The sequence below is a fragment of the Amycolatopsis sp. NPDC102522 genome (assembly GCF_055584485.1).
In genome coordinates, this window is the sequence record NZ_JBVJLY010000007.1 from 21237 (window position 1) to 33729 (window position 12493).

Here is a 12493-nt window from a genome sequence, read left to right on the forward strand (position 1 = left end):
TCATCAGTTAGTAGGACCCCGCCGCGCGTCAGGGTGTGCTGGGATGGGGCGGTGCCCACGTTCGTCCCGCGCCTGAACCACCTCGCCGAATGGAAACAGGACCTCTTCATCGTCCTCGGCACGTGGGTCCTCGGTGTGCTGGTGTACGTGAGCGGGGTGCAGGTGCTGCTGGCGGGCCCCGACGAAACGCCGCTGTGGATCCGGCTGAGCGAACTGACCGCGATGTGCGCGCTCGGGATGCTGCGCCGCAGGATCCCGCTGGCGCTGATCTGCGCGCTGGCCGTGCTCGCCGTGGACATCGCCGTCGGTCCCTCGCTTCCGATCCTCCTCGTCTTCACCGACTTCCTGTACGCGACGACGCTCTACGGCTCGCGGCGCACCAGCAGGCTGATGATCGGCGTCGCCGCGATCGGGACCATCGCGGTGGTCTGCCTGGCGCTCATCTTCTCCGCGCAGTGGCGCACGGCGATCCTGGCCGCGTTCGCCCTCCTGCCGTTCCTGGTCACCCCGGTGTGGTGGGCGGCCAACGTGCGACAGCAGCGGGACATCGCCGACAGCGAACGGGCGAACGCGGCGCAGCTGGCCACGATCGGCGAGCTGGACCGCAACGTCGCCGTGGCGGGCGAACGGTCGAAGATGGCGCGGGATCTGCACGACGTCATCGCCGGGCATCTTTCGGCGATCGCGATCCAGTCCGAGGCCGCGCTGTCGATGGCCATCGCCGACCCGGCACTGTCCAGGAAGGTCCTGGAATCGGTGCGGGAGAACAGTGTGAGCGCGCTGGACGAGATGCGCGCGATGATCGGGCTGCTGCGCGCGGATCCCTCCACAGGGGACGCCGAGATCGAGCCGACCGCGCCCGCCCGGCTGGCCGAACTGTCCAAACTGGTCGAATCGGCGCGGGCGAGCGGGCTGGAGGTCGAGCTCGGTTCCGTACCGGACCAGTCCCGGCACCTGCCCGCCGCCGTCGACCTGACCGCGTACCGGATCGCGCAGGAGGCGCTCACCAACGCGGCGAAACACGCCGCTGGGGGCCGGGCCGTCCTCGACATCCGTTCCGACGGAGGCATACTCACCGTCGAAGTGCGCAACGATCTTCGTCCCGGCTCCGGCTCGGGTGACGACGGCGGGACCGGACTCGGCCTGCTGAACATGCGGGAACGCGCCGCCGCGGTGGGCGGCACTCTCGCCGCCGGTCCGTCCGGCGGTGGCTGGCTGGTCCGCGCCGAACTGCCTCTGGAGGGGTCTTGAGCGACGAGAACATCAAAGTGCTGGTCGCCGACGACCACGGCGCGATCCGCGCCGGGTTGATGATGATCCTCGGCAACGCCGAGGGCATCGAGGTGGTCGGCGAGGCGGCCGACGGCGCCACCGCCGTCCGCCAGGCGAAGGCGCTGAAGCCGGACGTCGTGCTCATGGACGTCCGGATGCCCGGCGTCGACGGCATCGCGGCCACGCGGGAACTGATCGCGGAGGGCCTGTGCGAGGTCCTCGTGCTGACCACCTTCGACCTCGACGAGTACGTCCACGCCGCGCTGCGGGCGGGCGCGGCCGGGTTCCTGCTGAAGTCGGTGGAGGCGTCACGGCTGATCGAAGCGGTGAAGCTGGTCGCGGCGGGCGAAGGAGTGCTCGCGCCGCAGGTCACGCGGAAGCTGATCGCCGCGTTCGCCGCGGGGACCCGCGAACCTTCCCTCGTCCCCGACGGGCTCGACGACCTGACCGAACGGGAGCGCGAAGTGCTGGCGTGCCTGGGCGGCGGCCTGTCCAACGCGCAGATCGGCACGCGGCTGCACATCGGCGAGACCACGGTGAAGACGCACGTCTCGCGGGTGCTGACGAAACTGGAGCTGCGGTCGCGGGTGCAGGCGGCGATCCTGGCGCAGGAGAACGGCGTCGTGCTGGAAGACTGAAAGGTCGCGTGAAGCGTTCGGTACAGGTGGTCGGTATCTACCGGATTCTGGCTGTGGTTGATCGCAGGCGGGTACCTAAGACATCCTTGGCTCTGAACCGAATCGCCACTCACGACCACCCCGGGCCGTACCTCCCGGCGGTGCTGCTCGGCGGCTGGAGTGGTGGTGTGACCGGAGTGGTGGTGTGACCGGTGAGGCGTCGGTTGAGTGGGTCGTGAGTGGTAAGTCGCGTTAGGCCGACACTCACCACTCACGACCACCCCGGCCCACCCAGCCCTGGAGCGTGGAACTCCCACCGATCTGCGAGGTAGGCGGCGATCTTCTAGCGTGAGCCTTCATGCGGCGAACTCTGGACGTGGACGAGGTCCTGAAACGGCAGGACTCGGGTGAGCTGAAACGCCGCCTCAAAGCGCGCGACCTGGTCGGGTTCGGGGTCGGCATCATCATCGGCACCGGGATCTTCACCCTCGCGGGTGTCGAAGCGAAGTCCCACGCGGGCCCGTCGGTCACGTTGTCGTTCGTGCTCGGCGCCGTCGTGGCCGGGATGGCCGCCCTCTGTTACGCCGAACTCGCCTCCAGCGTGCCGACGGCGGGAAGCGCCTACACCTACGCTTTCGCCACTCTCGGCGAGACTTTCGCCTGGATCATCGGCTGGGACCTGCTGCTCGAGTTCGCCCTCGGCGCGGCCGTCGTGTCGCGCGGCTGGTCCGGCTATCTCGCGAATCTGATGGGGCTCTCCCCCGAGTGGTTCGGCGAAGACGCGAAGGTGAACATAGGCGCGGTCGCGATCATCGCCGTGCTGACCGTGATCGCCGTCATCGGGATCAAGGAGTCGGCGCGGGTGACGAATCTGCTCGTGCTGGTGAAGGTCGCGGTGTGCGTCCTGATCCTCGCGGTCGGCGTGTTCTACATCCGCGGCGAGAATCTCACGCCCTTCATCCCGGCCGCCCAGCCACCGACCGAGGCGGCCGGGACTCTGCATCAGCCGATCGTGCAAGCCGCGCTCGGGCTCGAACAGTCCGTCTACGGTATCGCCGGGATGGTGACGGCCGCCGCGGTCGTTTTCTTCGCCTACACCGGTTTCGAGGCGCTCGCCAACCTCGGCGAGGAGACCGTGAACCCCAAACGCGATCTGCGGGTCGGCATCCTCGGCGCGCTCGGGGTCTGCGCGCTGCTCTACATCGGGGTCTCGCTGGTGCTGACCGGGATGGTGCCGTTCGCCGAGATCGACACGGGCGCCCCGCTCGCCGACGCCTTCGACCGGGTCGGGCAGCACTGGGTGGGTGCGCTGATCTCGCTCGGCGCGGTCACCGGGCTGACGTCGGTGATGATGGTGGAACTGGTGACGATCGGCCGGATCGGGTACGCGATGGGCCGCGACGGCCTGCTGCCGAAGAAGTTCGGCACCGCGCATCCGCGCTGGGGCACCCCGCACCGGATGACCATCGCCGGTGCCGTGCTGATCGCGGTGCTGGCCGCGCTGGTCCCGATCTCCGAACTCGCCGACATGGTCAGCATCGGCGCGCTGTCGGCGATGATCATCGTCGCGCTGGCGGTCCCCGCGCTGCGGAAGCGCCGTCCGGACCTGGATCGCCCGTTCACCGTGCCGTTCTCGCCCTACCTGCCGATCGTGGCGGCGCTGGCGTGCTTCTACCTGATGCTCAACCTGGACGTGATGACCTGGCTGCGGTTCGCCGCGTGGCTGGTGCTCGGTCTGTTGATCTACGTCTTCTACGGGCGCAAGCATTCCCGCTTCGCCAAGGACGACCTCAGCTCCACAGACCGGCCGTCGTGATCGCGGCGACGGCGGCACCGGTGTCGCCGTCGTCCACCACGACCAGCATCCGCTTCAGCGCCGCGGCCAGCCATTCCACCGGCTGGTCGTGCAACCCGTGCCGACCATCCATAATGGACACCAGAGTTCCCTCGGTGCCGATCCGCATCCCGGCCGTCAGCACGAAATGCGCCTCGGCCGGTCGCCAGCGGGACGACCACAGGGGTGGGATACCGGTATCGAGGTAGTCGAGCAGCGCCCGCTCGGGCGTGTCGTGCGCGCCGAACTCGGCCGGGTCGACCTCCGCGATCACCGCGACCCGAGGCAGTGGCCACAGCGCGGCCAGGAGCATGAACACCGACTGCGGTGACCGGTCACCGAGGGCGGGCACCGCCACGAGCCGTCCGCCAGACAGCGTGTTGATCGCCCGCGACAGGCCCTCCATCGTGGTTCCCGACAAAACCGCGACGTCGTCCTGGCCGGCGACGTCGAACCCCGCCGCGCGCAGGGCCGCCAGCGCCGTGAACGGCCCGGCGAGCCCGTCCTTCTGCGGGAGTTCGGCCCGCGCGACGGCGACGAGGTGCTCGCCCCCGGGCAGCCAGCGGCGACCGGACAGACCCGTCCGGTCGCCGTCGATTCCGGAGGACATCAGTCTTCGAACGTCCACGACTGCATGACGAACGGCCCTTCGTTCGCCGCCCCGGCCGAAGCGTAGGTCGCCAGCGCGGCCTCGTTGTCCGTTTCGACCCCGACCCACATCCCGCGGCAGCCGCGCTCCCGCGCGATCCCGGCCAGCGCGTCGACCAGGTCGCGGCCGATCCCGCGCCGCTGGTAGTCCGGGCTGACGTCGAGTTCGTTGAGGAACATCTCGGTGCCCTTGTCCGGATGCGTCACCTCGGTGCCGGTGATCATCCCCGCGGGTTCGCCGTCTTCGTAGGCGATCAGGAGGTGGTTCTCCTCCCCCGCGAGGAACTTTTCGGACGCCGTCCGTTCCGCGGGCCCGTCGAACAGGTGCTGGGCGGCGACGACCTCTTCGACGGTCTTGGCCCGCCGGATCTCGGCCACGTGTCCTCCTGGTGCTCGAAGCGCCACAGACTGGTCAGTATCCCGCTCAGAGGGGCGCCGGGCCATCACGTTTCCCCGGCGAGCGCAGCGCCACCCCGGCGACGACGGCCAGCGTGCCGAGCGCCTCGGGCAGGGCCGGGACCTGCCGGAGCCAGAGGAACCCGATCACCCCCGCCGTGACCGGCAGCAGCGCGAGCAGCAGGGCGAACCGCGCCTGCCCCGCCTTGCGCAGGACCACCTGATCGAGCGCGTACGGCACGACGGTCGCGAGCACACCGACCCCGACGCCCAGCAGGAGCAGGCGTGGCGAACCCCACACCGCGCCGGTCCCGAGCGCCAGCGGCGACAGCGCCACGGTGCCGACGGTGAACCCGACGGCCAGCCCGTCGATGCCGTTCCCGCCGACCGCGACCCGCTTCCCGAGCAGGATGTACCCGGCCCAGGCGGCGGCCGCGCCCAGCGCGAAGAGCACGCCGGGCAGGCTGCCGTCCAGCCGGACGTCCGCGATGGCGACCACCCCGGCCGCCACCAGCACCAGCGCGAAGACATCGCGGCGGGTCCGCGAACCGAACGCCGCCACCACCACGGGCCCGGTGAACTCGAGGGCGACCGCGGTGCCGAGGGGCAGCCGGGCGATCGCCTCGTAGAAGAGCACGTTCATCCCGGCGGTGACGACGCCGAAGGCGCCCGCGAGCAGGAACGTGTGCCCGGTCCACGCCGAGCGGGGCGGTCTGCGCCACGCGAGGAGGACCATCGCCGCCCCGAGACAGCGGAGCCAAGCCACCCCCGCGGGGGAGGCGACCGAAAAGAGACCTACGGCGACGGCCGCACCGGCGTACATGGAAATTCCGCTGAGAACGAACAAGATCGGTGCCGGCACGCTCGGAAGGCGGTTCCGGACGACTGCGATACCCACCCCCGCATGGTGCCTGACGTGGGAAAAGGCGGTTCAGCGGGGAGTCTTCTCCTACTTTGCGTGATTACGCTACGGCATCCGAGGTAATTACCAGTGACAAACGAGACACCCGCACGGGAACACTTGCGGGCCGCCAAACGTCTGGAAGAGTGGAAGCACGAACACGGCGGGGCCGGGAACGAACGTTTCCGGCATCAGTGCCGAAGTGGTCGTAGCTGGATCGATGGCACCGGGTCACCGGTGCCGGGACGGAGGGAGACTCCAATGACTTCGCCGACGCTCACCCGCCCCGAACTGACCGCTGTCGACCGATGTGACCGGTGCGGTGCGGCAGCTCAGGTTCGAGCCATTCTCAGCACCGGTGGCGAGTTGCTCTTCTGTGGTCACCACGCCCGCGCACACGAAACGAAGCTCAAAGAAATGTCCGCGGACATTCAGCGGTAGTCCACCAGTCCACGACCACCGGCGGCCGGCTACTCCCCAGGGAGAGAGCCGGCCGCCCTGTTTTTGCCGTTCAAAAACATACAGACAGCATGTATGTTAGTTGGTATGACAACCAGCGAGCTCCTGGGCGAGACGCACGAGGTGGACCTCGGCGGCGCCCGCATCCGCTACCGCGACCGTGGCGAAGGCCCTCCCGTGGTCTTCGTGCACGGACTGCTGACCAACGGCCTGCTCTGGCGCAAGGTGACCCCCACGGTCGCCGACGCCGGCTTCCGCTGCCTGACCCCGGACTGGCCGCTGGGCTCGCACGAGATCCCGGTTCCCGATGCCGACCTCAGCCCGCCCGGGGTCGCCGCGCTGATCGCGCGGTTCCTCGAAGTACTCGACCTGACCGACGTCACCGTGGTCGCGAACGACACCGGCGGCGCGCTCACCCAGCTGCTCATGACCACGGCCCCGGAACGGGTGGGCCGCGTCGTGCTGACTCCGTCGGACTGCTTCGAGTGGTTCCTGCCGCCGACGTTCTCCGCACTGGGCCCGCTGGCGCGGATCCCCGGCGGCACCCGGGTGGTGGTCCAGGCGATGCGCTGGCGATGGCTGCTGAAGAAGACGGACTTCCTCTGGTTGACCAAACGCCCGGTCCCGGACCACGTCCTGGACGCGTACCTACTGCCCAGCAGGCGGAGCCAGGAGATCCGGGACGACCTGCGCCGGTTCATGGCGAGCGTCGACAAGCGCTACACGCTGACCGCGGCCGAGCGGCTGCCCGCGTTCGGGAAACCGGTGCTGCTGGTCTGGGCGCCCGAAGACCGCCACTTCCCGCTGTGGCTGGGCCGCAAGCTCGCCGAGGTGCTGCCGGACGCCGAACTGAAGACGATCGAGGACTCGTACACCTTCGTGCCGGAGGACCAGCCGGAGCGGCTGAGCGGCATGATGGTGGAATTCCTGCGTGCCCACGCCACGACGTAGCCAGACCGAACGATCGCAGTCGACGCAGGCCGCGTTGATCACCGCGGCGCGGAAGCTGTTCGCCGACCCGGGGTACGCCGCCGTCCCCGCCGACGAGATCGTCCGGGCGGCAGGCGTCACCCGTGGCGCGCTGTACCACCACTTCGGGGACAAACAGGGGCTGTTCCGCGCGGTGATCGAGCAGATCGAAACCGAGATCACCGAGGAGCTCCGGGCGTTCGCGCGGTCGGTGGACGACCCGTGGTCGGCGGCCATCGGCGCGCTGGGCCGCTTCCTGGACCTGTGCCTGCGGCCCGAGGTGGTCCGGATCTCGCTCACCGACGCCATCTCCGTCCTCGGCTGGCCGGCCTGGCGCGAGCTGGAGAACCGCTATGGGCTGGGCCTGATCACGGAGTTCCTGGAAGGTGTCGCCGCGGAAGGGCGGCTGGTGGACGGGCCGATCCCGGAGCTCGCCCAGCTGGTGCTGAGCGCCTGCGCGGAGGCGGCGCTGATGATCGCGCATGCCGAAGACCCCGAAGCGGCGAAGGAGAAGTCCCTCGCCGCTCTGGTGGCCCTGCTGTCGGGGCTCGCGCGCTAAACCGTGTCCAGGATCATCTCGAACGCCGCTTCGGCCGCGCCGAGCAGCTTCACGTCCGCGCCAAGTGCCGAGCTCACGATCTGAGTCCCGCCGACGGCGCGGCTGACGAGACTCCGCCGCCGCACCTCGGCCGCCACCGTCCGCACGACCGAATCGGGCAGCACGGTGAGCAGGTCGCCCAGCACGACCAGCTGCGGGCCGAGCAGGTTGACCACGTTCACCAGGCCCAGCGTCAGCCATTCCGCGAACTCCGAGAGCCGTTCCTCGGCCGCGCGCGGGTCACGGCCCAGTTCGCGCAGTTCGAACAGGATCGCGCCACGCGGGGTGTCCTCGGGCAGGTCGAGCGCACGGCACAGGGCCGCTTCGCCGACTTCGGTCTCCCAGCAGCCGCTGGATCCGCAGTAGCAGGGACGGCCGCCCGGCCGGATCGCCATGTGCCCGATCTCGCCGACGTACCCGGCGCCACCGCGCAGCGCCGAACCGTCCGCGATGATCCCTCCCCCGACACCGACGTCGGCGGAGACGTACACGGCGTCGGACGAGCCCCGCGCGGCACCGCGCAGGTGTTCGGCGATGGCCCCGAGTTCGGCGTCGTTGCCGACCAGGATGGGAATGCGCAGCACACCGCCGAGCCGTTCCCCGAGCGCCACGTCGGTCCAGCGCAGGTTGGGCGCCTCGTGGACGTACCCGTCCGTCCGGCGGACGACACCGGGCACGGACACCCCCGCGGCGATCGGCTGCACGCCGAGGTCGCCCGCCAGCACGGTGGTCGACTCGATCACGTGCGTGATCACCTCGTCGGCCTCCCGCATCCGGCCGCGGAGGTTCCAGCTGTTGCGCCCGAGGATCTGGCCGCCGAACCCGACCAGCGCGATCGCCACGTGTTCGACCTGGAGGTCGACCGCGAGCACCACCGCCGCGTGCGGCTGCGGCAGGACCAGGAGCGAGGGGCGGCCCGCCCCTCGTCCCGGCCTGGGGACCCGCTCCTCGACGACACCCGCTTCCGCGAGGCCGTCGACGAGGGTCTTGATGGTGCTGCGGTTGAGCCCCAGCGAAGTGGCCAGGGTCGCCCTGGTGCTCGGGCCGCTGACGTGCAGCAACCTGAGCAAGGTCGTGCGGTTGTGCCTGCGCACCTCGTCTGGTCGTGCAACGGGTGTGCTGGTCACGGACTTCATCATTCCATGCGGACTCAGCGCGGCGACGCAGCCGCGCGGCGCCGGGACAGCGCGTCCACCGTGGCCGCGAGCAGCAGCACGAGACCGGTGACGATGTTGACCACCGCCGCCGACTGCTTGAGCAGGCCCAAGGCGTTCTCGACGACCGCGAGCACGAGGCCACCGATCACCGCGTCGACGACCCGGCCCTTGCCGCCGAACAGCGACGTACCACCGATGACGGCGGCACCGACCGCGAACAGCAGCGTGTTGAGGCCACCGGCCTGCGGGTCGACCGAACCGACCTTCGACGAGTAGACGATCGCGCCGATCGCCGCCACCGCGGAGCAGATGACGAACACCGAGGCGCGGATCTTCTCGACGTTGATACCGGCGCGGCGGGCCGCTTCACGGTTGCCGCCGACGGCGTAGATGTGGCGGCCGTACTGGGTGCGGTTGAGCACGTAGGTGCCGAGCACCAGCAGGGCGAGCACGATCGGCACGACGTACGGGACACCGGAGATCACGATGTTCGGGTTCGGCGCGCGGTTCAGCGTCAGCAGGTACGTCGCGATCGCGGCGACCACGCCGATCGCGCCGACCTTGAACAGCACCATCGGCGTCGGCTGGGTGACCAGGCCGCGTTTGAGCCGGGAGAAGTGCTGGCCGAGGCTCACCGCGGCGAAACCGCCCGCGAAGACGAGGAAGAGGATCCAGCTGCCCAAAGTGGACAGGTTGCCGTTGGCGACCTTGAACAGCACATCCGAGGTGCTGATGCCGAGCGTGCCGCCCTCGCCGATGAACTGGAGGATGACACCCTGCCAGGCGAGGAAGAGCGCCAGCGTCACGACGAACGAGGGCATCCCGATCTTCGAGACGAGGAACCCGGTGAGGACACCGATCGCGCCGCCGACGCTGATCGCGAGCACGATCTCGATCCACGGGTTGGCCGCGGCTCCCGACAGCACCAGCGCGATGGCGAGCACGGCGAACCCGACACCCGCCCAGATCCGCAGGATCACGCCGAGCAGACCGGCGATCGCGAGCACCACGAGGAACGTGATGAACACGCCGTTCCCCATACCGCCCAGCAGGTTCCCGTTGCGCACGTAGTGCATCGCGAGCACGGCGGCGGTGACGCCGGACGCGGTACCCGCGGACAGGTCGATCTCACCGAGCAGCAGCACGAACACGATGCCCATCGCGATGATCGCCTTGCCGGCGCCCTGCGCCATCAGGTTCGCGATGTTGTTCATCGTCAGGAAGGTGTCCGACAGCGAGGCGAACACGATCACCAGCACGAGCAGGCCGAGCAGCGCGGGCAGCGAACCCAGCTGTCCCGCCTTGAGCCGGGAGAAGTAGTCGCCGATCGCCTCACCCGTTGACATCGATGTCGTGTCGATGCCGAAGTCCGTGATGGCCGCCGACGGGTTGAGCGCGGCGGCCGCCGGCTTGCCCCCCTCCGGCGAGGCGGGCTTTGCAGGTGTCTCAGTCATTTCCGGTTCTTTCTCGCCTCGTACTAGAGGACGGCGGCTTCGGGGCGGGCAAGGCCGAGATCGCCGGAGCGGCCGGCGGTGATCAGTTCCACGACCTGGCCGTGGGTGACGTCCTTGGTGTGCACCTCGGCGACGAGGCGGCCGAGGTAGAGCACCGCGATGCGGTCGGCGACCTCGAAGACGTCGGCCATGTTGTGGCTGATCAGCACCACACCGAGGCCCTGTTCCGCGAGGCGGCGGACGAGGTCGAGCACCTGGCGGGTCTGCGCGACACCGAGCGCGGCGGTCGGCTCGTCGAGCAGGACCACCTTCGAGTCCCACAGCACGGACTTGGCGATCGCGACGGTCTGCCGCTGCCCACCCGAGAGGGCGGAAACGGGCGTGCGGACGGACTTCACGGTGCGGACCGAAAGCGACGCGAGCGTCTCGCGGGCGGCCTTCTCCATGCTGGCCTCGTCGAGCAGCCATTTGCTGCCGCGCTCCCGGCCGAGGAACATGTTCTGCACGATGTCGAGGTTCTCGGCCAGGGCGAGGTCCTGGTAGACGACCTCGATCCCCAGGTCCGCGGCGTCACGCGGGCCGTGGATGTGCACCGGCTTGCCCTGGAAAGTCACCGTGCCCGAGTCGTAGCCGTGGATGCCGGCGATCGACTTGACCAAAGTGGACTTGCCGGCACCGTTGTCGCCGACCAGTGCGGTGACCTCACCGGCGCGCACGTTGAAGTCCACGTCGTGGAGGACGTGGACCGGCCCGAAGCTCTTGTTCAGCTGCTTCAGTTCGAGGATGGGTTCGCTCATGGGGGTTTCTCGAATTCTCCCGGCTGGTTACCGGGCCGGGCCGCGCTGTGTCCGAGCGCGGCCCGGCCCGGTTGTCTGGATTTAACGGGTCAGGAGATACCGAGCTGCGTGCACGCCGCCGCCAGGTCGCCGCCGCAGATCTCGGCCGCCTTGACGTAGCCCTGCGTCACGACCTCCTTGACGCCTTCCTTGGTGGTCAGCTTCGGCTCGAGGAGCACGGACTTGACCTCGCGGTTGCCCTTCGGGTCCTTCGCCTTGCCGGTGGCCAGCGCGTCGGCACCGGCCTTGTCGCCCTTGGCGAGCAGGACGGCGAGCTTCGCCGCGGCCTCGGCCTCTTCCTTGATCGGCTTGAAGACCGTCATGTACTGGTCGCCGCGCAGGATCGCCATGAGGCCGTCCGCGGTGGCGTCCTGGCCGGTGACCGGGACCTTGCCGTTGAGGCCGTTCTTCTTCAGCACGGTGATGACCGCGCCGGCGAGACCGTCGTTCGCGGCGATGACGCCGTCGACCTTGCCCTTGTTGTCGGTCAGGATCTGCTCGAAGGTCTGGCCACCCTTCTGGTTGTCCCAGTTGTCGATGGCCTGCTCACGGACGAGCTTCAGGTCGTTGCTGGCGAACTTCGGCTGCAGAACGGACTTCTGGCCGTTGGCGAACAGCGTCGCGTTGTTGTCGGTCGGGGCACCCTCGATCATCACGACCTCGGCGCCCTTCTTGTCCTTCAGCGCGTCGGCGAGGCCCTGGCCCTGCAGCTGGCCGACCTTCTCGTTGTCGAACGAGACGTAGTAGTCGGAGCTGCCGCCGAGGTTCAGGCGGTCGTAGTCGATCGTCGGGATACCGGCGGCCTGCGCCTTCTTGGCGACCGCCGAACCGACCTCACCGTTGATGGCGGCGATGATCAGGACCTTGACGTTCTGCGCGATCATGCCGTCGGCCAGCGTGGTGAACTTCTGGACGTCGCCCTGGGCGTTCTGGACGTCGGCGTCGAAGCCCGCGTCCTTGAGTGCCTTGGTCAGGAACGGCTTGTCGAAGGACTCCCAGCGCGCGGAGGTGGCGGTCTCCGGCAGGATGACACCGACCTTGCCGCCGGCGGCGGCACCGCCCGGGGCGGGGGCGGACTGCGAGGAGTTGCCACTGGCGCCCGAGTCTGCGGTGTTGGCGCCACAGGCGGACAGCACCAGGCCGGCGCCCACCGTCGCGGCGAGGAGGGTAAGGGTTCTGCTGCGCATCCTCGTTCCTTCTCCGATCTTGCTCGCGGGCGGCGATCCTGGAGGACCCGTCGCACCATCGCGCATATGTTGTGGGCGACAACATATGCCGCCGAACGTGTTTCGCGGAAGATGGCTGGATCGATTAAGCCTCATCAAATGGACACGGTTTGGCAACGTGGCCGT

The 12493-nt window shown here is 69.2% G+C and carries 13 protein-coding genes; 6 read left to right on the top strand and 7 right to left on the bottom strand.

Going from position 1 to position 12493, the window contains the following annotated elements; all coding sequences use genetic code 11:
• Nucleotides 1-51: 51 nt before the first annotated feature.
• From ACZ6YV_RS18440 to ACZ6YV_RS18450, 3 genes are all read left to right on the top strand, one after another.
• The gene (locus ACZ6YV_RS18440) at nt 52-1251 is read left to right on the top strand and encodes a sensor histidine kinase (protein WP_465510748.1); all 1200 of its coding nucleotides are present in this window, start codon (nt 52-54) and stop codon (nt 1249-1251) included.
• Entirely contained in the window at nt 1248-1910 is a 663-nt protein-coding gene (locus ACZ6YV_RS18445) for a response regulator (protein ID WP_465510749.1), read from the top strand. Before ACZ6YV_RS18440 ends, ACZ6YV_RS18445 begins: the two co-directional genes overlap by 4 nt.
• A 355-nt stretch (nt 1911-2265) precedes the next feature.
• On the top strand, nt 2266-3705 hold the full coding sequence (locus ACZ6YV_RS18450) for an APC family permease (RefSeq protein WP_465511018.1): 1440 nt from the start codon (nt 2266-2268) through the stop codon (nt 3703-3705).
• Here the strand turns inward: ACZ6YV_RS18450 and ACZ6YV_RS18455 are convergent.
• Genes ACZ6YV_RS18455 through ACZ6YV_RS18465 form a run of 3 tightly spaced genes read right to left on the bottom strand, consistent with a single transcriptional unit; the run spans nt 3680 to nt 5590 of the window.
• The gene (locus ACZ6YV_RS18455) at nt 3680-4333 is read right to left on the bottom strand and encodes a DUF6885 family protein (RefSeq protein ID WP_465511019.1); all 654 of its coding nucleotides are present in this window, start codon (nt 4331-4333) and stop codon (nt 3680-3682) included. The two genes, ACZ6YV_RS18450 and ACZ6YV_RS18455, sit on opposite strands and share 26 nt — an antisense overlap.
• Nucleotides 4333-4749 (bottom strand): GNAT family N-acetyltransferase, encoded by a 417-nt coding sequence (locus tag ACZ6YV_RS18460; RefSeq protein ID WP_465510750.1) that lies wholly within the window; start codon nt 4747-4749, stop codon nt 4333-4335. The genes ACZ6YV_RS18455 and ACZ6YV_RS18460 overlap by 1 nt, the downstream gene beginning before the upstream one ends.
• A 46-nt stretch (nt 4750-4795) precedes the next feature.
• Nucleotides 4796-5590, bottom strand: a complete 795-nt coding sequence (locus tag ACZ6YV_RS18465) for an EamA family transporter (protein ID WP_465510751.1) — start codon at nt 5588-5590, stop codon at nt 4796-4798.
• 339 nt (nt 5591-5929) lie between these two features.
• On the opposite strand from ACZ6YV_RS18465, the gene ACZ6YV_RS18470 reads away from it, so the two are divergent.
• The 3 genes from ACZ6YV_RS18470 (at nt 5930) to ACZ6YV_RS18480 (ending at nt 7655) form a co-directional block, all read left to right on the top strand.
• Nucleotides 5930-6109 carry a DUF7455 domain-containing protein gene (locus ACZ6YV_RS18470; protein WP_378236622.1) on the top strand — a complete coding sequence of 60 codons (180 nt, stop codon included), beginning with the start codon at nt 5930-5932 and terminating at the stop codon, nt 6107-6109.
• A 105-nt stretch (nt 6110-6214) separates the two neighbouring features.
• Entirely contained in the window at nt 6215-7078 is an 864-nt protein-coding gene (locus tag ACZ6YV_RS18475) for an alpha/beta fold hydrolase (RefSeq protein ID WP_465510752.1), read from the top strand.
• Nucleotides 7059-7655, top strand: coding sequence for a TetR/AcrR family transcriptional regulator (locus ACZ6YV_RS18480; RefSeq protein WP_465510753.1), 597 nt, complete (start codon nt 7059-7061; stop codon nt 7653-7655). The genes ACZ6YV_RS18475 and ACZ6YV_RS18480 overlap by 20 nt, the downstream gene beginning before the upstream one ends.
• On the opposite strand, the gene ACZ6YV_RS18485 is transcribed toward ACZ6YV_RS18480, so the two are convergent.
• The 4 genes from ACZ6YV_RS18485 to ACZ6YV_RS18500 form a co-directional block, all read right to left on the bottom strand.
• Nucleotides 7652-8833, bottom strand: a complete 1182-nt coding sequence (locus ACZ6YV_RS18485; protein ID WP_465510754.1) for an ROK family protein — start codon at nt 8831-8833, stop codon at nt 7652-7654. The genes ACZ6YV_RS18480 and ACZ6YV_RS18485 overlap by 4 nt on opposite strands.
• 11 nt (nt 8834-8844) lie before the next feature.
• The gene (locus ACZ6YV_RS18490; protein ID WP_465510755.1) at nt 8845-10305 is read right to left on the bottom strand and encodes a sugar ABC transporter permease; all 1461 of its coding nucleotides are present in this window, start codon (nt 10303-10305) and stop codon (nt 8845-8847) included.
• Between the two features lie 23 nt (nt 10306-10328).
• Nucleotides 10329-11102 (bottom strand): ATP-binding cassette domain-containing protein, encoded by a 774-nt coding sequence (locus ACZ6YV_RS18495; RefSeq protein ID WP_400939111.1) that lies wholly within the window; start codon nt 11100-11102, stop codon nt 10329-10331.
• Nucleotides 11103-11191: 89 nt separating this feature from the next.
• Nucleotides 11192-12328, bottom strand: a complete 1137-nt coding sequence (locus tag ACZ6YV_RS18500) for a sugar ABC transporter substrate-binding protein (RefSeq protein WP_465510756.1) — start codon at nt 12326-12328, stop codon at nt 11192-11194.
• Nucleotides 12329-12493: the final 165 nt, after the last annotated feature.